General features: G+C 67.0%; 23 protein-coding genes and 2 tRNA genes. 11 read left to right on the top strand and 14 right to left on the bottom strand.

What is annotated here, in order from left to right; translation table 11 throughout:
• Positions 1-73 precede the first annotated feature (73 nt).
• The gene (locus MFM001_RS03180; protein ID WP_116373401.1) at positions 74-520 is read left to right on the top strand and encodes a lipoprotein LpqH; all 447 of its coding nucleotides are present in this window, start codon (positions 74-76) and stop codon (positions 518-520) included.
• Here MFM001_RS03180 and MFM001_RS03175 read toward each other — a convergent pair.
• The 10 genes from MFM001_RS03175 to MFM001_RS03135 all read right to left on the bottom strand — a co-directional run bounded on the left by MFM001_RS03175 (position 507) and on the right by MFM001_RS03135 (position 8,474).
• Positions 507-2,387 carry a glycosyltransferase family 39 protein gene (locus tag MFM001_RS03175; RefSeq protein ID WP_116373400.1) on the bottom strand — a complete coding sequence of 627 codons (1,881 nt, stop codon included), beginning with the start codon at positions 2,385-2,387 and terminating at the stop codon, positions 507-509. The genes MFM001_RS03180 and MFM001_RS03175 overlap by 14 nt on opposite strands.
• On the bottom strand, positions 2,384-3,649 hold the full coding sequence (locus MFM001_RS03170; RefSeq protein WP_116373399.1) for a glycosyltransferase: 1,266 nt from the start codon (positions 3,647-3,649) through the stop codon (positions 2,384-2,386). The genes MFM001_RS03175 and MFM001_RS03170 overlap by 4 nt, the downstream gene beginning before the upstream one ends.
• Positions 3,650-3,694: 45 nt before the next feature.
• A complete protein-coding gene (locus MFM001_RS03165) occupies positions 3,695-5,191 on the bottom strand; it encodes a cell wall metabolism sensor histidine kinase WalK (protein WP_116373398.1) in 1,497 nt (498 codons plus the stop codon).
• Positions 5,169-5,873 carry a response regulator transcription factor gene (locus MFM001_RS03160; protein WP_116373628.1) on the bottom strand — a complete coding sequence of 235 codons (705 nt, stop codon included), beginning with the start codon at positions 5,871-5,873 and terminating at the stop codon, positions 5,169-5,171. The genes MFM001_RS03165 and MFM001_RS03160 overlap by 23 nt, the downstream gene beginning before the upstream one ends.
• Positions 5,874-5,981: 108 nt before the next feature.
• Positions 5,982-6,137 (bottom strand): DUF6131 family protein, encoded by a 156-nt coding sequence (locus MFM001_RS03155; protein ID WP_116373397.1) that lies wholly within the window; start codon positions 6,135-6,137, stop codon positions 5,982-5,984.
• On the bottom strand, positions 6,134-6,397 hold the full coding sequence (locus tag MFM001_RS03150; protein ID WP_116373395.1) for a hypothetical protein: 264 nt from the start codon (positions 6,395-6,397) through the stop codon (positions 6,134-6,136). The genes MFM001_RS03155 and MFM001_RS03150 overlap by 4 nt, the downstream gene beginning before the upstream one ends.
• A gap of 132 nt (positions 6,398-6,529) precedes the next feature.
• Positions 6,530-6,676, bottom strand: coding sequence for a hypothetical protein (locus tag MFM001_RS24585; protein WP_192886831.1), 147 nt, complete (start codon positions 6,674-6,676; stop codon positions 6,530-6,532).
• A gap of 44 nt (positions 6,677-6,720) precedes the next feature.
• Entirely contained in the window at positions 6,721-7,656 is a 936-nt protein-coding gene (locus MFM001_RS03145) for a class I SAM-dependent methyltransferase (RefSeq protein WP_116373626.1), read from the bottom strand.
• An 18-nt stretch (positions 7,657-7,674) separates the two neighbouring features.
• The gene (locus MFM001_RS03140; protein WP_116373393.1) at positions 7,675-8,088 is read right to left on the bottom strand and encodes an MmcQ/YjbR family DNA-binding protein; all 414 of its coding nucleotides are present in this window, start codon (positions 8,086-8,088) and stop codon (positions 7,675-7,677) included.
• Between the two features lie 2 nt (positions 8,089-8,090).
• Positions 8,091-8,474, bottom strand: coding sequence for a nuclear transport factor 2 family protein (locus tag MFM001_RS03135; RefSeq protein WP_116373391.1), 384 nt, complete (start codon positions 8,472-8,474; stop codon positions 8,091-8,093).
• Between the two features lie 63 nt (positions 8,475-8,537).
• Here MFM001_RS03135 and MFM001_RS03130 point away from each other — a divergent pair, with 63 nt between their 5' ends.
• Positions 8,538-9,527 (top strand): phosphotransferase family protein, encoded by a 990-nt coding sequence (locus tag MFM001_RS03130; RefSeq protein ID WP_116373624.1) that lies wholly within the window; start codon positions 8,538-8,540, stop codon positions 9,525-9,527.
• A gap of 40 nt (positions 9,528-9,567) precedes the next feature.
• Here MFM001_RS03130 and MFM001_RS03125 read toward each other — a convergent pair whose 3' ends face one another.
• Positions 9,568-9,933, bottom strand: a complete 366-nt coding sequence (locus tag MFM001_RS03125; RefSeq protein ID WP_116373622.1) for an STAS domain-containing protein — start codon at positions 9,931-9,933, stop codon at positions 9,568-9,570.
• 174 nt (positions 9,934-10,107) lie between these two features.
• Between MFM001_RS03125 and MFM001_RS03120 the strand changes: the two genes are divergently transcribed.
• From MFM001_RS03120 to MFM001_RS03095, 6 genes are read left to right on the top strand one after another with little or no spacing between them, the layout of a single operon-like run.
• The gene (locus MFM001_RS03120) at positions 10,108-11,010 is read left to right on the top strand and encodes an STAS domain-containing protein (protein WP_116373389.1); all 903 of its coding nucleotides are present in this window, start codon (positions 10,108-10,110) and stop codon (positions 11,008-11,010) included.
• A 22-nt stretch (positions 11,011-11,032) separates the two neighbouring features.
• Positions 11,033-11,419 carry an STAS domain-containing protein gene (locus MFM001_RS03115; RefSeq protein WP_116373387.1) on the top strand — a complete coding sequence of 129 codons (387 nt, stop codon included), beginning with the start codon at positions 11,033-11,035 and terminating at the stop codon, positions 11,417-11,419.
• Between the two features lies 1 nt (position 11,420).
• On the top strand, positions 11,421-11,831 hold the full coding sequence (locus tag MFM001_RS03110; RefSeq protein ID WP_116373620.1) for an anti-sigma regulatory factor: 411 nt from the start codon (positions 11,421-11,423) through the stop codon (positions 11,829-11,831).
• Positions 11,824-12,453, top strand: coding sequence for a SpoIIE family protein phosphatase (locus MFM001_RS03105; RefSeq protein WP_116373385.1), 630 nt, complete (start codon positions 11,824-11,826; stop codon positions 12,451-12,453). Before MFM001_RS03110 ends, MFM001_RS03105 begins: the two co-directional genes overlap by 8 nt.
• Entirely contained in the window at positions 12,450-14,660 is a 2,211-nt protein-coding gene (locus MFM001_RS03100; protein WP_116373383.1) for a SpoIIE family protein phosphatase, read from the top strand. The genes MFM001_RS03105 and MFM001_RS03100 overlap by 4 nt, the downstream gene beginning before the upstream one ends.
• A 1-nt stretch (position 14,661) precedes the next feature.
• Positions 14,662-15,915 (top strand): amidohydrolase, encoded by a 1,254-nt coding sequence (locus tag MFM001_RS03095; protein WP_116373381.1) that lies wholly within the window; start codon positions 14,662-14,664, stop codon positions 15,913-15,915.
• Between the two features lies 1 nt (position 15,916).
• Here MFM001_RS03095 and MFM001_RS03090 read toward each other — a convergent pair.
• Together MFM001_RS03090 and MFM001_RS03085 are read right to left on the bottom strand one after the other, a co-directional pair.
• A tRNA-Arg gene (locus MFM001_RS03090) sits at positions 15,917-15,989 on the bottom strand.
• Between the two features lie 16 nt (positions 15,990-16,005).
• A tRNA-Ser gene (locus MFM001_RS03085) sits at positions 16,006-16,096 on the bottom strand.
• 86 nt (positions 16,097-16,182) lie between these two features.
• Here MFM001_RS03085 and hisC point away from each other — a divergent pair.
• The gene (hisC, locus tag MFM001_RS03080; RefSeq protein WP_116373379.1) at positions 16,183-17,229 is read left to right on the top strand and encodes a histidinol-phosphate transaminase; all 1,047 of its coding nucleotides are present in this window, start codon (positions 16,183-16,185) and stop codon (positions 17,227-17,229) included.
• On the top strand, positions 17,229-17,696 hold the full coding sequence (locus MFM001_RS03075) for a DUF4334 domain-containing protein (protein WP_116373377.1): 468 nt from the start codon (positions 17,229-17,231) through the stop codon (positions 17,694-17,696). The genes hisC and MFM001_RS03075 overlap by 1 nt, the downstream gene beginning before the upstream one ends.
• 69 nt (positions 17,697-17,765) lie before the next feature.
• On the opposite strand, the gene MFM001_RS03070 is transcribed toward MFM001_RS03075, so the two are convergent.
• Complete coding sequence (locus MFM001_RS03070; RefSeq protein WP_116373618.1) at positions 17,766-18,344, bottom strand: TIGR03086 family metal-binding protein; 579 nt, start codon at positions 18,342-18,344, stop codon at positions 17,766-17,768.
• Between the two features lie 23 nt (positions 18,345-18,367).
• On the opposite strand from MFM001_RS03070, the gene MFM001_RS03065 reads away from it, so the two are divergent.
• Positions 18,368-19,192 carry a crotonase/enoyl-CoA hydratase family protein gene (locus MFM001_RS03065; protein WP_116373375.1) on the top strand — a complete coding sequence of 275 codons (825 nt, stop codon included), beginning with the start codon at positions 18,368-18,370 and terminating at the stop codon, positions 19,190-19,192.
• The last annotated feature ends 5 nt before the right edge of the window (positions 19,193-19,197 follow it).

Raw genomic sequence — 19,197 nt, 5'->3', positions numbered from 1 at the left:
CCGATCCCGCCGAGCTGCATACTGCCGAAACGGTCCGTCAATATCGGGCCGCCGAAACGACAAAGGAGCACGGGTGAAACGTTCAGTAACGATCGCTGCAGCAGCGACGGCGATCGTCGTCACGGGCTTGACGGGCTGTTCCGGCGGTGGAGGCCAGAAGGTCAGCACCAAGGGCCACGCCAAGGTGGTGGTCGACGGCCAGGATCAGAACGCCAAGGGTCAGGTCACCTGCCAAAAGGCGGCGGGCGAACTCCAGATCGGGATCGGTCAGCCTGGCTCGTCCAACGCCGTCGCAGTCCAGGCCACCGACGCCAATCCGCCCGTGGTTCACCAGATCGCATTGGGCACTGTCAACGGTGTGAACCTTGCTTACCAGCAGGGCAGTCCCGGAGCCAGCGCCCAAGCCTCGAAGGACGGCGACGGCTACAAGTTCACCGGGACGGCGACCGGCGTGGATCCGTCAAATCCCATGGCAGGCATGGTGAGCAAGCCGTTCGAGGTCGACGTCACCTGCCCGTAGCAGCCTGAGCGGCAAGATCGTAAACGGTTGCACCGCCTACATTCTGCGGGCGGTAGTGCGCCTTGACCCATTCCGTAATCGCGGCGGCGGTGCCGGCGGGTTTCCGCGGACCACCGGGTCCACCCGGATGCCCGCGACCGTCATCGGGGATGAAGTAGCGAATCTGGCCGTCGGCGACGTACCGCTGAAACTGCGCCAACGTCGGTGAGTTGTCCTGGCCGCTGAAGCCACCGATCGCCATCACCGACGTGCCGGTACTCAGCTCGAGGCTGTCGGTCAGGTGTGAGCCGATAGTTGCTGCGGCCCAACGCTTGTCGGCGGCCGTCAACAGTAGCGCGTCCAGGGCTTTGTTGTCGCCAGGCCGCGGTCCCGGACCGCCGTGGTCGCGGTCCGACGCGTGCGCCGGCCCCGACCGCGGGATTGCGCCGCCGTGATAGACCGCGACTGCTTCGACGGTGTATGCCGCAGTGCCGCCCAACCCGAACAGCAGCCCGGCCGCGGCCAGCACGGCGGGGTATCGGCGCAGCGGCCGGCCGATCAGCAGCGCGGCCGCCACGGCAATCGTGCCGAGAAGCAGGGTCCAACGCAGCCACGGCAGCCACTCCGGTGTGCGGTCCAGCAGGACGAAGTCCCACACTCCGGTCGCAAAGACCATGGCGCTCAGCACAACCCGCGACGACGCGAATTGCCTGCCGCGCCACAGTTCCCGGGCGGCGATCGCCACGACGGCGGCGACCGCGGGCGCCAGCGCAACGGTGTAGTAGGGGTGCATGATGCCCTGCATGTAGCTGAACACCAGCGCGGTCACCAACAGCCACCCGCCCCACAGCAACAGCCCTGCCCGCAGCCGGCTGGTTCGCGGTGCGGACCGCACGAACCACAACATTGCGATCAGTCCGATCAGGGCAGCGGGCAGCAACCAGGAAATCTCGGTCCCCATCGACGTCCCGAACATCCTTGTGATGCCCGGCCCGCCACCGAACATCGGGGATCCGCCGCCCGGTTTGGCGCTCGGGCCGTGGTTGCCGTCCCCGCCCAGCACCCGGCCGACGCCGTTGTAGGCCATCGCGAGCTGCAGCAGGCTGTTGTCGGTGGAGCCGCCGATGTAGGGCCGAGAATCCTTGGGCCACAGGCTTACCAGGGCAACCAGCCAGCCGCCCGAGACCACGATGGCCGTCAAGCCGACCAGCAGGCTGCCGATCCGCTTCCACAGCGAACCCGGAGCGGCGACCAGCACCGCCAACGCCAGCGCCGGCACCACCAGGAAGGCCTCCATCATCTTGGTCAGAAAAGCGAACCCGATCGCGGTTCCGGCGAGCGCAAGCCACCGGCCGGACGACCCGTCGAGCGCGCGGACCGTGCAGTAGCCGGCGGCAACCAGCAACAGGACCAGCAGCGCGTCCGGGTTGTTGTAGCGAAACATCAAGGCCGCCACCGGTGTCAGCGCCAGCACCGCCCCGGCCAGCAGGCCGGCGGCCGGTCCACTGGCCCGTCGCACAGCGCCGTGCAGCAAGGCCACCGAACCGACACCCATCAGCGCCTGCGGCACCAGCATCGACCATGCGTTGAAGCCGAAGAGCCTCGCCGACAATCCCATCACCCACATCGCTGCCGGCGGCTTGTCGACGGTGATCGCGTTTCCCGGATCCAGCGAGCCGAAGAACAGCGCCTTCCAGCTCTGCGTGCCTGCCTGTACGGCGGCGGCGTAGAACTCGTTGGCATAGCCAACCGCGCTCAGACCCCACACGTAGAGCAGCGCCGTCGCGGCCAGCAGCCCCCACAACGCACGCCGCTCCCATTGCGGTCGCCGCGAGTACGCGACCGGAGCCGAAACCTCCGACGGCGCAACGTCTGCCACCAGCGTCATCGCAGTTCCTCCTTGCCGGCGCGACGGGGATGAAAGACCCATCCGCGCAGTAGTACGAATCGAACGACGGTCGCGGCCAGATTGGCCAGCACCAACACGACGAGCTCGAGCAGCCGCGGCGGATCGGTGACGTTGTGCAGCATGGCCAGCGCACCACTGGTCAGCGCCAAGCCCACCGCGAACACCACCAGACCCTCGAACTGGTGGCGGGCCGCTCCCGCACGACCGCGCACCCCGAACGTGAACCGGCGGTTGGCCGCCGTGTTGGCCAGGGCCGTCACCAACAGAGCGACCAGGTTAGCGGGCTGCGCGCCCAGCGGCCGCAGCAACAGGAACAGCGCCAGGTATGCCAGCGTGCTGAGAACGCCGATCACACAAAAATGCACCGCCTGACCCAGCAACGATCGAGACGCACCGGCGCCGCGACCGAACTGCGCGCCGATCGCCTGGACCGGTATCTCGCCGCGCGCAAAGCCTTTGAGCAGCCTGGCGATTCCCTTGAGGTCGGCCAACGCCGTCGCGACGATGTCGACCCGGCTGTCCGGGTCGTCGATCCAATCCACCGGGACCTCGTGGATTCGCAACCCGCTGCGTTCGGCTAACACCAGCAACTCGGTGTCGAAGAACCAACCCGTGTCGCGCACGTACGGCAGCAGCCGTCGCGCGACGTCCGAGCGGATTGCCTTGAAGCCGCACTGGGCGTCGGAGAACCGGGCGGCCAACATCGAGCGCAGGATCAGGTTGTAGCAGCGCGAAATCACCTCGCGCTTGGCGCCTCTCACGACCCGTGAGCCGTGGTCGAGCCGTGTCCCGATCGCCAGGTCGGAATGCCCCGAGATCAGCGGCGCCACCAGCGGGGCCAGCGCGGCGAGGTCGGTCGACAGGTCGACGTCCATGTAGGCCAGTACCGGCGCATCGGAGGTTTCCCACACCGCGTGCAGGGCCCGACCACGGCCCTTCTGCTCCAGCCGGATTGCCCGCACCTCGGCGAGTTCGTCGGCCAATGCGGCCGCGATCTGCGGAGTGGCATCCACGCTGGCGTTGTCGGCGATCGTGATCCGGAAGGTGAACGGAAAGTCGTGGGTCAGGTGATGGTGTAGGCGGTGAATCGAATCCGCAAGGGCCGCTTGCTCGTTGTATACCGGCACGACGATGTCGAGCACCGGTACGCCGCGCTCCGCGGCGATCAGGGCGGCGTTGGGCCGGGCTTTGGCTGCGAGATCGGCGCGTGCCTGCTCACCGGTCAATGCGATCGTGGTCATGCCTTCGATCGTCGGCGGTGGTTGTGGGGTTGCAGTGGGTAGCGGCTATGCGTCGGCTGTGAGCGGCAGTCGCACAGTGAATTCCGTGTGGCCCGGCGCACTTTGCACATCGATGGTGCCGTCGTGCGCCTTGACCACCGCCGACACGATCGCCAGGCCCAGCCCCGTGCTGCCGCCTTTGCGGGAGCGGGAGGTGTCGCCGCGGGCGAACCGCTCGAACACCTCCGACTGCAACGTTTCGGGGATCCCCGGGCCGTTGTCGGTCACCGTGAGCACCGCATGCGTCGTGTCGACGCTCAAGCCCGTCGTCACAACGGTTCCCGGCCCGGTATGGATGCGGGCGTTGGTGAGCAGGTTCGTCAGGACCTGATGCAGCCGGGCCGCATCGCCGGCAACCGTCACCGGCTCGTCGGGCAGGTCGAGCTCCCACTGATGATCCGGCCCGGCGACGTGCGCATCGCTGACCGCGTCGACCGCCACGCGGGACAGGTCCACCGGTTCACGCTCCAACGGCCGGCCGGAATCCAGCCGGGCCAGCAGCAGCAGGTCCTCCACGAGGCGGGTCATGCGCTCGGTCTCGGATTGCACGCGGCTCATTGCGTGCGCCACCGCGTCTGTGTCGTCCCGAACCCGTTGCGCCAGTTCGGTATAGCCGCGGATCGCGGCGAGCGGAGTGCGCAGTTCGTGGCTGGCGTCGGCGACGAACTGGCGCACCCGGGTCTCGCTGGCCTGCCGGGTAGACAGCGCCGCGGCGATGTGGTCGAGCATCCGGTTCACCGCCGACCCGAGCTGGCCCACCTCGGTGTACGGGTTGGCGTCGGGTTCGGGCACCCGCACCGGCAGCGCCACCTCGCCGCGGTCCAGTGGCAGGTCGACGACCTTGCTCGCGGTTTGCGAGACGCGCCGCAGCGGGGCCAGGGCGCGCCGGATGATCACGATGCCGGCGGTGGTCGCCGCGGCCAACGCGATCACGGTGACCACCCCGAAGATCAACAGCACCCGGATCATCGTGGCGTCCACGTTGGACATCGACAGCCCGGTGACGATGACCTCGCCGCCATGCCGCGCGGGGGCCGCGATCACACGGTAGCGGCCGAGGCCGTCGAGATCCCGCGTCACCGGTGTGCGGTTCGGCACGACCGCATCCAATTGGTCTTTGGCTTTGTCCGACAAGGCAGCTCGCGAACCCGTCGTGGTCAGGTATCCGGCGTCGACGGTCCTGCCACCACTGACCACGGCGGCCACCATGCCGACCGGTTGGCCCGGCGCGTCGAGAAATTCGGGACCCGGGCCGGGCCTCGGAGCGCGGTGATGATGCCACGGCACCGGCGGCGGTGGTGGTTCGCCGAACATGCGCACCGACCGATGCGACGCCTCGTGCACCTGCACGTCGAGTTGGCCGACCAGATACCGGTACAACGCGAGCTCGGTCACCGCGCCGATTCCGACGCAGGCGATCATCAGCACGATGACCTGGCCGACCAGCAGCCGGACCCGAAGTGACCAGGCCCGCCGCACGCTAGCGGGCCGGCTTGAGGACATAGCCTGCGCCGCGCAGAGTGTGGATCATGGGCTCGCGCCCGTTGTCGATCTTCTTGCGCAGGTACGAGATGTACAGCTCGACGATGTTGGACCGGCCGCCGAAGTCATAGCTCCACACCCGGTCCAGAATCTGCGCCTTGCTCAATACCCGCTTGGCGTTGCGCATCATGAAGCGCAGCAGCTCGAACTCGGTGGAGGTCAACGAGATCGGCTCACCGGCGCGGGTGACCTCGTGGCTGTCCTCGTCGAGCACCAAGTCGCCGACAACGATTTGCGCGCCGCTGTCGACCGTCGTCACGCCGGTGCGCCGCAGCAAGGCCCGCAGCCGCAACACCACCTCTTCGAGGCTGAACGGCTTGGTGACGTAGTCGTCGCCGCCGGCGGTCAACCCTGCGATGCGGTCTTCCACCGCGTCCTTGGCGGTGAGCAGCAGCACGGGCAGTTGCGGATTGTGTTCGCGCAGTTTGCGTAACACGTCCAGCCCGCTCATGTCGGGCAGCATCACGTCGAGGACGACGACGTCCGGCCGCTGCTTGCGCGCGGCCTCCAATGCCGAGGTGCCGTCCCCGGCGGTGGCGATGTTCCAACCTTCGTAGCGCAGCGCCATCGACACCATCTCGGCCAGCACGGCTTCGTCGTCGACCACGAGCACGTTGATCGGATTGCCGTCCGCACGGCGCATCACCACGCGCTCCGCTGAAGGTTGGCTCACAGCTTTCTAGTATGCGCACCGGACTGAGTCGATGCTGTGCCAATCCTATGCGCGCGCTGTGAGCAGATCAGGCGCGGGTCAGTACCAATATCTCCGGCCGGCGACCGGACGCCCGACGCTGCCCATGATCCAGAACACCGCGCCGATGACCAACAGGATGATGCCGAGCACCTCCAAAACCGGCACCGTCAGAAAATATCCGAGGACCAGCAAGATGATTCCGAGGACGATCATGATGTCTCCATTCCAACAAGTTGTTCGATGTTGATTGCCGGCATCGAACTGGGTTCCGGCAAATGACAACTGACTTTCGGGTTTACGCCTGCGTAGTTCAAGGGCCCGGCGATCACGGTCAGCGCGATGTTGCCAACGGAGGCACAGCTTTTTGCCTCGCTCTGGAAGTAGCCGCGCTGCCAGACGGCGACCGCGCCGATGATCAGCCAAATCAGCACAATGACGCTGATAATTCCGCCGTACCGCATAGTGACCTCCATTGGTCCGGGCACAAATTCTGGGCCAGTGTTTACCCCGAAAGGAGATTTCCAAACACTAGCTGATAGGGGCCTTAAACAGGTCCGTTCGTGCTTTTGGCAGCTCCTAGCGCGGCGACGTGAATTGCGTCGGTGTTACTTCTCCGGCGGCTCTGCGGGAGTCAACCGTTCGGGCGGTTCTTGCGGTGTCAGCCGCTCCGGTGGCTCCGCCGGTGTCAGCCGCTCGGGTGATTCTGGCGGAGTGCCGCGCTCAGGCGCCGGATCGGGTGTGGGGCTGTTCATCCGCCAGCCCTACCCGCATTCCGGCGCTTCGAAACGCCGCAAAGTCAGCCTGGCCGCTGCGCGGAGATGAAGACCGTTGGCGGCATTACGTCTTCGGCGGGAACATCACGGTCATAACGGGCCAGCATCTCGGCCATGCCGGTTGCCGACACCTGCCAGCCGTGCTGACGCAGCCACTCCGTGAGATCAGATCGCTCTTCGCGGTACCAGAGATCGTCAGCGTTGGGCAGCTCGGCGTGAAGCAGTTCCGCGGCCGCAGCCTGAAAACGTTGTGTCTGTTCGCGCTGGCGGGCCAGGAGATCCGGGTCGAGGAAATTCTGGGCGGGAGCGTTGACGGCTAGCCAGCTGCCCGCCGCGCTGTGCGCATGGATGCGCTCGAACAGCAGATCCTGCGCCCACGCCGGCAGGTAACGGACCAGCCCCTCGGCCGACCAAGCAGTAGGTCGGGACGGGTCAAAACCCGCTCGCTGCAAGACCGTTGGCCAGTCCTGCCGTAGATCAACCGGAACGTTCACCAACTGCGACGTCGGACGAGCGTCCTGTTGCGCCAATGTTGTCGACTTGAATTCGAGCACCTTTGCCTGGTCAAGCTCATACACCGTCGTCGCATCCGGCCACGGCAGCCGCCAGGCGCGCGCGTCCAGACCGGCCGCCAGAATCACGATCTGCCGAACGCCGGATTGCGCTGCGTCAAGAAAGAATTCGTCGAAGAACGCCGTCCGCACGGCCATGAAGTCGACCATCACCTGCATCCGGGTACGAAGCTCGGGTTCACGCTCGATCAGTTGAGCCTGCAGCGCGGGATCGGCGAACAGGCTCCACATTCCCCGGCCTGCCGCGTCCACGAACACCTGCGCGAACGGGTCGCGGATCAGCGGGTTGTCGGCGGCGGTTTCCGCGGCACGCGCCGCCGCGACACCGAGCGCGGTCGATCCCACGCTCTCGGTGATGTCCCACGAGTCGTCGTCGGTTCTCGGCATCGCCATTACCTCCTGCCGTTACGGACGATGAGCGGCCAGCCACTGGGCCGCCCGGCGCGTCGACGCCCTCGACAGCCATGCGTCCTGGATGAGTTCGGTCAGCTCGGTTCGACTGACCTCGGCCAGCCGGCTGGCCCGCACCAACACCGACGGATGGTCGTCGAAGCGGTCGGTGGTGAAGAACGGCGAATCCGGGTCCTGCACCAGCGCCAACTTATCGCTCTCCGAGTCCACCCAGATCATGATCACATCGGCGTAGCGCTCGCCCGTTTCGGGGTCCGAAGCGTCAGGCTGCGGGGTGCGGAAGAACACGAACGACTTGCCGCCGACCTGGTAAATCGGATTGCCTTTCGGCCCTTCGATGCGCCGCACGTACGGCATCGCGGCGGCGATCTCGTGCACGTCGCGCAGTTGGGCCGGTCGATCCGCCACGCTTACTGCTGCAACAGTTCTGCCATCGCCGGCATGATCGTCTGTAATGCCTTGAGCGGTCGCAACATCACTTTGAACGATACGATCTGCCCGTCGTCGTTCCAGTGGATCATGTCGATCCCGTTGACGTAGATGCCGTCGATGGTCGCGGCGAACTCGAGGATGGCGGAGCGATCTTTATACCACTGCTCGACGTAATGGAAATCGTTGTCGCCGAACACTTTTACCGCCGCCCGCAGGTAGGTCGCCGCCTTCTGCCGGCCTTCCTGCGGGGTGAAGACCGCCGGGGAGTAGAACACGGCGTCTTCGGCCAGCAGACTGTCCAGCTCGTCGACCCGCCCGTTCTCGACGATCTCGGTCCAACGCTCAATCACTGGTGGCGTCATAGCCCGATCCTCGCAGACGGTAGCTTTTGCACCGTGGAGAACCTGGAAGCCGTCGCGGGATGGATGTCGCGGCAGGGCCTCGGCGAAGGCCCGCTGGAGGACGTTTCCGAGATCAGCGGCGGTACGCAGAACATCATGCTGCGGTTCACCCGCTCCGGCCGCTCATACGTGCTGCGGCGCGGACCGCAACACCTGCGCCCGCGCAGCAACACGGTGATTTTGCGGGAGACCCGGGTGCTGGGCGCGCTGGCGGGCACCGACGTGCCGCATCCGCGGCTGATCGCCACCTGCGACGACACCAGCGTGCTCGGTGACGCGGTGTTCTACCTGATGGAGCCGGTCGACGGGTTCAACGCCGGCGAAGAGCTGCCCGCGCTGCACGCCAGCGACGCCAGCGTGCGGTTCGGCATGGGCATCTCGATGGCCGACGCGCTGGCCAAGCTGGGCGCCGTCGACCACGTCGCCGTCGGGCTCGCCGACTTCGGGAAGCCGGAAGGCTTCTTGGAACGCCAAGTGCCACGGTGGCTTTCGGAACTGGAGTCCTACAACGAGTTCGAGAACTATCCCGGCCCCGACATTCCCGGCGTCGACGACGTCGCCAAATGGCTCGACGAGAACCGGCCGTCGCAGTGGAAACCGGGCATCATGCACGGCGACTACCACGCCGCCAACGTGATGTTCTCCCGCACCGGGCCCGACGTCGTCGCGATCGTCGACTGGGAGATGTCCACGATCGGCGACCCGCTGCTGGACCTGGGCTGGATGCTGGCCACGTGGCGGCAGTCCGACGGATCTAGCGTGTTCGGCCACACGCTCACCGAGATGGGCGGCCTGGCCGGCCCCGAAGACCTGCTCGAGCGCTACGCGGCCAACACCACCCGCGATCTGTCGCACATCACCTGGTACACCGTGCTGGCCTGCTTCAAGCTCGGCATCGTCATCGAGGGCACGCTGGCGCGAGCGTGCGCGGGCAAGGCGCCGAAAGAAGTCGGCGACCATCTGCACGCCGCCACGGTGAAACTGTTCGAGCAAGCGCTGGAGCTCATGAGTTGATCGACTTGATCGCCCGGCAGGTGCTGCGCTCGCCTTAGCGCTACTCCTCGGCGGTAGTCCGCAGCGCCCCCAGCGCGTCGTCCAGCGTCGGGTACAACGCCACAATCTTGTCGAGGCCGAGCAACTGGATCGGGCGCCTGGTCACCGCACTGTCCGCGACGATTGCGAGTTGACCAGATTTGCCGAGGTTCTCGTGGGCGGCCGCCAGAACCCGGACCCCTGACGACGCCAAGAACTCCATTGCGGACAGGTCGACGACGAGGACCTGCGGGCCCTCGGCGAGCGCTTCGGCGATTGCCGCCTCGAACGCCGGGGCGGTGCTCAAATCGATCTCGCCGCCGACGGTCAGCACCGCGACGCCGTCGAGATGCTCGACAGAGGTGCTGATCGGATCCGGAGCTGACAACGGCCATCCTTCGTCCGGCGCTGAGCTGCGCGACGAGCTGTGGTGCCGACCCAAACCCGCTGTCGCAGACTGCCAGAAATAATACTTCAACGACTGCCGCTTGGCGGTCGGTTACGCTGGGCAAAGCATGTGCGGGCCACCGCCGGGGGGTGCAGGCAGGAGCCGGGAGGTTCGATGTCGGATCCGTCGACGGGCTTAGCGAGCACCAGCGCTGTCAGCCAGGCAATGGGCGTCTCCACCGAAGGTTTGCTACCCCAACTGGTGCAGCATCTGCGGCAGAACCGCACCGCCTTGCGCGAGAAATGGGCCCGTCGCATCACCGAGGCGGAATTGCTCACCGCGATGACGCCGGAGGAGCTCTTCTCCGAGGCCACCGCCGTCTACGACAACTACGTCGAGGTACTCGAGACAGGCAGCGTCGAGGCGCTGCAGGCCTACGCGCGCGACCTGTCCGAACGCATCATCCCGCGGGGCGTCGAGACCGACGAGGTGGTGGGCATTGTGCTGCTGCTGCGCGACGTGCTCGCCCGCTCGCTGTTCGAGAAGTACCAATCCGATTTCGAGATGCTCAACCGGGTGCTCGACGCCTACGAACCGGCCGCCAACCGCATTGCCAACACCGTGGCGGTCAGCTTCGTCCAAGAGCGTGAGCGCATCATCCGCCAACAGCAGGAGGCCATCCGCGAGCTGTCCACTCCGGTGTTGCAGGTGCGCGAGCAGCTGCTGATCCTGCCGATCATCGGCATCCTGGACAGCCAGCGCGCCCGGCAGGTCACCGAGCAGCTGCTGCGCGCCATCCGCGCCAACCGCGCGAAGGTGGTGGTCATCGACATCACCGGTGTGCCCGCCATCGACTCGACGGTGGCCAATCACCTGGTGCAGACCGTCGACGCGTCGGGGTTGATGGGTGCCAGCGTGATCATCACCGGTCTGTCGTCCGAAATCGCGCTGACTCTGGTGACGATCGGGCTGGATCTTTCGAAGATGAACGCGGTCGGCGACCTGCAAGGTGGCATCGAAGAGGCCGAGCGGCTGCTGGGTTACGAAGTCACCCGCACCGGCGAGCAGAGCGGGTGAGCACCCCCATTACGAGCGCCCCATGCCAGTACCCATCCTGAAGCAGGGCGCGATTCTGATCGCGACCGTGCAGGCCGCGCTCACCGACTCCGACACCGAGCGGCTCCGCCAGGATCTGATGGAGCGGGTCAGCCGCTTCCGCGCCCAGGGCATCATCGTCGACGTCACCGCCATCGACGTGATGGATTCGTTTGCCGCCCGATCACTGCGCACGATCGCGCACATGACCCGGCTGCGCGGCGCGGACACCGTGATCGTGGGCCTGCAACCCGAAGTGGCGTTCGCGATGGTTCAGCTCGGGCTGGCGTTCGACGACATGTATACGGCGCTCGACCTCGAGGAGGGCCTCGCGCTGCTGAATCGGCAACTGTCGCTGCGAAAGTCGATCGGACGTGACAGTGGCGGATGACATCGGTGTCGAGCTGAAAATCGACATCGGCAATTCGGACGACATCGTCGCCGCGCGCCAGGCAGGTCATCGCCTGGCCCGCGAACTCGGTTTCACGCTGACCGACGTGACGATGATCGCCACGGCCATCTCCGAGATCGCCCGCAACATCACCAGCTACGCGGGGCGCGGCGAGGTTCAGATCAGCGTGCAAGACAGGGAGGGACGCAAGGCGTTGGTGGTGCGCGCCGAAGATCACGGGCCGGGCATCGCCAACGTGGAAAGAGCGATGGAGGACGGGTTTTCGACGGGCCGCGGGCTGGGCATGGGGCTGCCCGGGGCTCGCCGATTGATGGACCGGCTGACCGTGGAATCCGCCCCGGGCCGCGGGACGATAGTCGAGATGTGGAAATGGATTCCGCCCAATGAGTGAGAACGGCCGGCTCGGGCCGCTCGAGTGGGCGGCCGCGTCACGCCCGCGACCGGGCGAGCAGGTCTGCGGCGACCACGCGATCGCGGTCGCGGTGGACGGCACCGCGGCGCTGATCGGGGTGCTGGACGGGCTCGGTCACGGTGAGGACGCCGCAACGGCGGCACTGTGCGGGGTGAGCGTCCTGCAGGACGCCCGCGCAGAGCCGCTCGAGGTGCTGGTCCAGCTGTGCCACCGCGCGCTGTCGGGCACCCGGGGAGCCGCGATGACGCTGGCCCGCATCGACTTCGGCGGCACCGACACGCTGCGGTGGATTGGCATCGGCAACGTCAGCGCCAACCTCGTCGCCAAACATCCCGCCGGCGTCGAAGTGCGTTCGTCCGCGCGCCTTTCCGGCGGCATCGTCGGATACCGGCTACCCGATGCGATAGCGCCGCAGCAAGTGCCGATCCGTCCCGGCGACCTGCTCGTCATCGCCAGCGACGGGATCGCCGAAGACCACCTCGACACCGTCGACTTCGCCGCCCCCACTGCGGTGATCGCCGAGCAGATCCTGAGCCGACACAGCAAGCAGACCGACGACGCGCTGGTGCTGGCCGCCCGGCATCGAGGCACAACGGGATGAGCCGCGCCGAAGATTTCCATGTCGAGTACGCCGCCGCGCTGCGTACGTATCTGCAGCCGCGCGGCGAAGCTAACCTCGCGGTCGGACACGAACTCGGCCGGCGCGCCCTGCAGGAACAGATCAGCATGCTCGACATCATCGAGAAGCACGTCCTGCTGTCCGGCGAGCTTGCGGCCGAACCCGACTTCGACCGCTCGGCGGCGCTGGAATTCCTGCTGCAGACACTCGCCCCGCTGGACGTGGCGACGCGCGGATTTCTCGACGGCACAAGACGTTACGAGGAACAACGGGCCCGCGCCGACGACCTCGCCGATCGCGACGAGTTTCGCAGCGCACTGGTCAACTCGCTGCAGGAGGGATTTTTTGTCGCCGCCGACAACGGCGCGGTCATCGAGGTCAACGAGGCATTCACCAAGATCACCGGCTACCCCGCCGACGGCGTGCCCTATCCGTGGCCGCACCCGTGGCTGGTCGACAAGAAAACCGCGGCGCTGCAACAGACCCGGCTCACCTCGGAAAGCCAGGTCCAATACGAGACGCCGATCCGCAACCGCGACGGTCATCTCGTCTGGGTGGCGGTGAACATCAGCACCGTCACCGCCCAGGGCGCCGAAGGCGTCGCGTACGTCGGGACGATTCGCGACGTCACCGCGGAACGCGCTTTTGCAGCACGCGAAAACGCGGTGCTGCGCCTGGCGACGGCCGTGGGGGTGGCCAAAAGCGTGGCCGAGGTGCTCGAGATCACCCTGGACGAGTGCCGGGCGGCGATCGGCGTTTCGCGAGTGGTGGCCGCCCTGTGGACCGCCAACGGCGCCGACCCGACCGTGCTGGTGGCCGGCGAACCCGGCACCGCCACCTGGCGCGAGCTGGATCCGTTGCTGCGCCAGACATTTCAGGATGCGCGTCGCCAGTTGCCACTCACGGTGCAGACCGTCGAGTGGGCGGACACCCCCGGTCAGTCCCGCGGAATTGTGGCGGTGGTCTCGGGTGCCGGAGACGTCGCGCTGTGGTTGGAGCTAGGTACGCCGCGGCGGATCAGCGCCGAGGATCGGCTGCTGGTCACTGTGCTGGTCGGTCACCTCAGCCTGGCCATCCAGCATGTCCGCCAGTTCGAGAACGCCCGCGAGACATCGCTGACGCTGCAGCGCACCATGCTGCCGTCCAGCGATCCCCCCGCGGGTTTCGCGGTCCGCTACGAACCCGCCGTGCCGCCGCTGGAGATCGGCGGCGACTGGTACGAGGTGCTGCCGGTCGGCGAACATCAGATCGGCATCATCGTCGGCGACTGCGTCGGGCGCGGTCTTTCCGCCGCGGCGGTGATGGGTCAGCTTCGCAGCTCGGCGCGTGCGTTGTTGCTGACCGGCGCCGAACCCGCGATGCTGCTCGAACAGCTCGACGTCGCGGCCGAGTTCATTCCGGATGCCTTCTGCACCACGGTGTTCCTGGCGATTTTGGACACCGCATCTGGCGAGCTGTGCTACAGCAGCGCCGGGCACCTGCCGGCCGTGCTGGTGGCCCCGCACGGTGAGCCGACGCTGCTCTCCAACGCCCAGTCGGTGCCAATTGCGGTGCACGGCAGGGGCCCTCGTCGGCAGGCGGCCGTCACGGTGGCACCCGGGTCCACGCTGATGCTCTACACCGACGGCCTGGTGGAGCGGCGCGACGCATCGATCGACGACGGGATCGCGCGCGTCGCCGAGGTGGTGGCCGCGGGGATGTCGTTGTCAGCGGACGGCGTCGCGGACGCCGCCCTTGCCGAGATGGCACCGCCCGACGGATACGACGACGATGTCGCAATCGTGGTCTACCGCAGGCCCTACCGACCGCTGAGCATCGAAACAGGCGCTGACGCAGTCGAGTTGGCCGATATCCGGCATCGACTCATCGCCTGGGCGCGGGAATCCGCGGTCCCGGAGGACCTGTGTGCCGACATCGTGTTGGCGGTCAACGAGGCGTGTGCCAACAGCATCGAGCACGCTTATCGGGGGCATGAACCGGGTATGGTTCGCGTCGACGCCTCCTGCGACGGCGCAGAGGTGCGGGTCCGGATCGTCGATTCCGGCTCGTGGAAGACGGCGCCCGCCGATCCGGGTAACCGTGGGCGGGGACTGATGCTGATCCGGGCGGTGAGCGACTGGCTCGAGATGGATTGCACGTCGTCGGGAACCACGGTCGACATGACGTTTCATTTGCGGAGGGAGGCCTAGCATGCCGCAACAGGCCATCGACACGCTCGTGGACGCCGACACGGCGCGCCTGGTCGAGGTGTTCAAGGACATCCACCGCCACCCCGAGCTCGGTTTCGCCGAAACCCGCACCGCGGGCATCGTCGCGCAAGCGCTGACCGACCTGGGTTTCGCGGTGACGACCGGGATCGGCGGCACCGGCGTCGCGGCGATCCTGCGCAACGGGTCCGGGCCGACCGTCATGTATCGCGCCGACATGGACGCTCTTCCCGTCGAGGAAGCCACCGGACTGGACTACGCCAGCACGGTGCGGGTCCGGCGCGACGGCACCGAGTCGCCCGTCGCGCACGTGTGCGGCCACGACGCGCACGTCGCCTGGATGCTGGGGATGGCCCGGGTGTTGACGGAGACGACCGATGCGTGGTCGGGCACCGCGGTGTTGATCGGCCAGCCCGCCGAGGAGTTGATCGGCGGTGCGCAGGCCATGGTCGACGACCGGCTCTACGACGTGGTGCCCAAGCCCGACTGCCTGGTCGGCATGCACACCGCCCCCGTTCCGGTCGGGATGCTGGCGGCCTCGGGCGGTCCCAGGATGGCCGGCACCGATCAGGTCGACATCATGTTCAAGGGGGTCGGCGGCCACGGCTCGATGCCGCAGCTGGCCAAGGATCCGGTGCTGATGGCCGCCTTAGCCGTGGTGCAGTTCCAGTCCATCGTCAGCCGGATGATCCCGCCGCAGGAGACCGCGGTGCTGACGGTCGGTTCGGTGCAGGCGGGCTCGTCGCACAACGTCATCCCCGATCACGCGCTGCTGCAGGCGAATCTGCGATGGTTCAACCCGGCCGTGCGTGAGCAGCTGCTTGCCGGCGTGAAGGCGGTCAGCGAAGGGGTTGCCCGCAGCTACGGGATGCCCGACGACCAGCTGCCGACGATCACGGTGAAGAGCGGCTCGCCGCCGCTGGTCAACGACGACGGGCTCGCTTCGCGGGTGGCGACGACGCTGGGCGGCGCGATCGGATCCGCGAACGTGCTGACCAACGTGCCGCCGGTGACAGCCTCAGAGGACTGCCACCTGCTCAAGGGTCCGCACGCCGACGTGCCGCTGTGCTACTTGTTCCTCGGTGTGGCCGATCCGCAGGTGTATGCCAACGCGTTGGCGGCCGGCAAGCTGTTCCCGTATTCGCCGCACAGCCCCGACTACGTCGTCGACCCGGCGGCAATCCCGTTCGGAGCGAAAATCGCCAGCCATGTGATGCTGGATCTGCTGAGCAACTGAGCGCGCCCGAAGAGATTCGAACTCCCAACCTTCTGATCCGTAGTCAGATGCTCTATCCGTTGAGCTACGGGCGCTTGTGTTCATTTGTGGTGGCGGAGGCGAGAGGATTTGAACCTCCGGTCCCCGGTAAGAGGACAACTCATTAGCAGTGAGTCCCATTCGGCCGCTCTGGCACGCCTCCTTGGATGTCTGAGGGTACCGGACCCGCCTCGGGCCCCGGAACCGCCGCGGAGCACAGCGTACACAGCCGTTGCATAAGCTGTCGAAATGACCGCCCGCCTGCGCCCTGAGCTGGCCGAGGTGGCGGCCTACGTCGAGGGCAAGACGATCCCGGGCACGATCAAGCTGGCCAGCAACGAGACCGTGCACGGCCCGCTGCCCAGTGTGCGGGCAGCCATCACCGAAGCACTCGATGATGTCAACCGCTATCCCGACAACCACAACGTCGAGCTCCGGTCGCGGCTGGCGCAGCATCTGGATTTCGCTCCGGAGCACATCACCGTCGGCTGCGGCTCGGTGGCGTTGTGCCAACGCCTGGTCCAGGCCACCGCGTCGGTCGGCGACGAGGTGCTCTACGGGTGGCGCAGCTTCGGGATGTATCCGCTCCAGGTGCGGGTTTGTGGCGCGGTGCCCGTCGAGGTTCCGCTGCGCGACGAGACGTACGACCTCTACGCCATGCTGGCGGCCGTCACCGACCGCACCCGGCTGATCTTCGTGTGCAATCCGAACAACCCGACCTCGACGGTCGTCGACCCCGATGCGCTGAGCCGGTTCGTCGAGGCGGTGCCCTCGGACGTCCTGATCGCCATCGACGAGGCCTACGTGGAATACATCCGCGACGGCATGCTGCCCGACAGCCTGGGCCTGGTCCGCGCCTACCCCAATGTCGTTGTGCTGCGGACGTTTTCGAAGGCCTACGGGCTGGCCGGATTGCGGGTGGGTTATGCCGTCGGCGACCCGGAGGTGATCGCCGCACTGGACAAGGTCGTGGTGCCGTTCACGTTGACCAACGTGTCGCAGGCGGCGGCGGTCGCCTCGCTGGACGCCGCCGACGAGTTGCTGGCGCGCACGAACGCTGTCGTCGCCGAACGGGAGCGGGTTTCTCAAGCTTTGCGCGACGCCGGTTTCACGCTGCCGCCGTCGCAGGCCAACTTCGTCTGGCTGCCGCTGGCCGAACGCACGCAGGATTTCGTGGAACAGGCCGCTGACGCACGAATTGTGGTGCGGCCGTTCGCCAACGACGGTGTGCGAGTCACGATCGGCGCGCCGGAGGAGAACGACGCCCTGCTGAGATTCGCGAAAGGATGGATTTAATGAGCGACGAGCTGGCCCGCAAGAAATTCACCGAATTCAAGGAGCGCACCGGCACCATCGCCGACGCCGAACTCGACGACTACTGGGCGAGCCTGCCGCCGGCCACCCTCGACGGCATGCTCGGCGAATGGAAGGGCGGCGAATTCGTCACCGGCCACCGGATGAACGGCCAACTCGAGAAGTCCCGCTGGTTCGGCAAGACCTTCAACTCGGTTACCGATGTGCAACCGCTGGTGTGTCTCGACGACGACGGCAACCGGTTCTCCAACATCAAGATGGGCAAGGGCGAAGCCAGCCTGTGGCTCGAGGAGTTCCGCGGCGAGGTGACCGCGACCATGGTCTACGACGGCCAGCCCGTGCACGACCACTTCAAGCGGATCGACGACGACGCCGTGATGGGCATCATGAACGGCAAGGGCGTCGTCGACAACGGCCGCTACTTCTACTTCTACCTCGAGCGGGTGTAGCCGCGACCGCTCGAGCGTGCGGCTAGACGCACGCTCGGCGACCAGTGTGCGGCTGGCCGCACGCTCGCGCTAAGGCACCCGCCCGGTGAAAGCGACCAGGCGGTCGAGGGCCGGTGCGTTGTCGGCAACCTCGACGGGGTCGTCGAAGCCCACCGCCGAACGGGCTTGGGGCGTAATGTTTTTCTTCGCCAATCCCAGCACGTAGTCGGCCACCGATTCCGCGACCTCCACATCGTGACCGGTCGCCTTCGCGTAATCCCAAGCGTGGACCAGGAATTCGAGCGACAAGATGCCGGCGGCCGCCGCCGCAGGCAGCGTGTTGGAGCCGATCGTGAGCGTGCCGTCCACCCCGCGGCGGTGCCAGGCGTCCAGCGCGGGCCGAGCCGCGCCGATCACTTGCCGCTCCACCGAGTCCTCTGGATCGCGGTCGGGAAACTCCGCGCCGGCCGCGCCGCCGAGCACGGTGATGGAGTTCAGCAGATGATCGGTCAGCTTCGCGACGTCGAATTCCGAGCACGGGGTGGGTTTGGCCAGGTCGTCGCGTGCGATCGGATGCAGCACGCGCTGCAGTACACCGAGCGTGGCTTCTGCGCTGGCGAGCTCGTCGGTGGGCGGTGAGTCGGGGCCGGGCCGCAGGTCGGAAGACATGACGTCCACGGTACGGTCTGGCCATGGGCCAGCCGTACGAATCCGTCACAGTCGAAACCAAAGACCACGTCGCGCAGGTCACCCTGATCGGACCGGGCAAGGGCAACGCGATGGGGCCGGCATTCTGGTCGGAGATGCCCGACCTGTTCGCCGAACTCGACGCCGACCGCGATGTGCGAGCCATTGTGCTCACCGGGTCGGGCCGCAACTTCAGCTACGGTCTGGACCTGCCCGCCATGGGCGGGTCGCTGGCCAGCGTCATGACCGAGGGCGCGTCGGCGCGGCCCCGGGCCGACTTCCACCAAACGGTGCTGCGTATGCAGAAGGCGATCACTGCCGTCGCCGACTGCCGCACCCCGACCATCGCGTCGGTGCACGGCTGGTGCATCGGCGGCGGCGTCGACCTGATCTCGGCGGTCGACATCCGCTACGCCAGCGCCGACGCCAAGTTCTCCGTCCGCGAAGTCAAACTGGCGATCGTCGCCGACGTCGGCAGCCTGGCCCGGCTGCCGCTGATCCTGAATGACGGTCATCTGCGTGAATTGGCGCTGACCGGCAAGGACATCGACGCCGCGAGGGCGGAGAAAATCGGGTTGGTCAACGACGTGTTCGACGACGCCGACGCCACGTTGGCGGCCGCGCACGCCACCGCCGCGGAGATCGCCGCCAACCCGCCGCTGACCGTGCACGGCATCAAGGATGTCCTTGACCAGCAACGGATTTCGGCGGTGTCGGCGAGCCTGCGCTACGTGGCGGCGTGGAATGCGGCGTTTCTGCCGTCCAAGGATCTGTCCGAGGGGATCGCGGCGACGTTCGCCAAGCGGCCCCCAGAGTTCACCGGGGAGTAAGACGG

The sequence above is a fragment of the Mycobacterium sp. MFM001 genome (genome assembly GCF_003402475.1).
Classification (GTDB): domain Bacteria; phylum Actinomycetota; class Actinomycetes; order Mycobacteriales; family Mycobacteriaceae; genus Mycobacterium.
The sequence above is the reverse complement of the archived record's forward strand: the minus strand, read 5'-3'. Positions and strand labels throughout refer to the sequence as shown.

Excerpts from the sequence above, each read along its gene's own strand:
- MFM001_RS03175 (WP_116373400.1), bottom strand. The coding sequence starts at position 2,387 with ATGACGCTGGTGGCAGACGTTGCGCCGTCGGAGGTTTCGGCTCCGGTC.
- MFM001_RS03170 (WP_116373399.1), bottom strand. The coding sequence starts at position 3,649 with ATGACCACGATCGCATTGACCGGTGAGCAGGCACGCGCCGATCTCGCA.
- MFM001_RS03165 (WP_116373398.1), bottom strand. The coding sequence starts at position 5,191 with ATGTCCTCAAGCCGGCCCGCTAGCGTGCGGCGGGCCTGGTCACTTCGG.
- MFM001_RS03160 (WP_116373628.1), bottom strand. The coding sequence starts at position 5,873 with ATGCGCCGTGCGGACGGCAATCCGATCAACGTGCTCGTGGTCGACGAC.
- MFM001_RS03155 (WP_116373397.1), bottom strand. The coding sequence starts at position 6,137 with ATGATCGTCCTCGGAATCATCTTGCTGGTCCTCGGATATTTTCTGACG.
- MFM001_RS03150 (WP_116373395.1), bottom strand. The coding sequence starts at position 6,397 with ATGGAGGTCACTATGCGGTACGGCGGAATTATCAGCGTCATTGTGCTG.
- MFM001_RS24585 (WP_192886831.1), bottom strand. The coding sequence starts at position 6,676 with ATGAACAGCCCCACACCCGATCCGGCGCCTGAGCGCGGCACTCCGCCA.
- MFM001_RS03145 (WP_116373626.1), bottom strand. The coding sequence starts at position 7,656 with ATGCCGAGAACCGACGACGACTCGTGGGACATCACCGAGAGCGTGGGA.
- MFM001_RS03135 (WP_116373391.1), bottom strand. The coding sequence starts at position 8,474 with ATGACGCCACCAGTGATTGAGCGTTGGACCGAGATCGTCGAGAACGGG.
- MFM001_RS03130 (WP_116373624.1), top strand. The coding sequence starts at position 8,538 with ATGTCGCGGCAGGGCCTCGGCGAAGGCCCGCTGGAGGACGTTTCCGAG.
- MFM001_RS03120 (WP_116373389.1), top strand. The coding sequence starts at position 10,108 with ATGTCGGATCCGTCGACGGGCTTAGCGAGCACCAGCGCTGTCAGCCAG.
- MFM001_RS03115 (WP_116373387.1), top strand. The coding sequence starts at position 11,033 with ATGCCAGTACCCATCCTGAAGCAGGGCGCGATTCTGATCGCGACCGTG.
- MFM001_RS03105 (WP_116373385.1), top strand. The coding sequence starts at position 11,824 with ATGAGTGAGAACGGCCGGCTCGGGCCGCTCGAGTGGGCGGCCGCGTCA.
- MFM001_RS03100 (WP_116373383.1), top strand. The coding sequence starts at position 12,450 with ATGAGCCGCGCCGAAGATTTCCATGTCGAGTACGCCGCCGCGCTGCGT.
- MFM001_RS03095 (WP_116373381.1), top strand. The coding sequence starts at position 14,662 with ATGCCGCAACAGGCCATCGACACGCTCGTGGACGCCGACACGGCGCGC.
- hisC (WP_116373379.1), top strand. The coding sequence starts at position 16,183 with ATGACCGCCCGCCTGCGCCCTGAGCTGGCCGAGGTGGCGGCCTACGTC.
- MFM001_RS03075 (WP_116373377.1), top strand. The coding sequence starts at position 17,229 with ATGAGCGACGAGCTGGCCCGCAAGAAATTCACCGAATTCAAGGAGCGC.
- MFM001_RS03070 (WP_116373618.1), bottom strand. The coding sequence starts at position 18,344 with ATGTCTTCCGACCTGCGGCCCGGCCCCGACTCACCGCCCACCGACGAG.
- MFM001_RS03065 (WP_116373375.1), top strand. The coding sequence starts at position 18,368 with ATGGGCCAGCCGTACGAATCCGTCACAGTCGAAACCAAAGACCACGTC.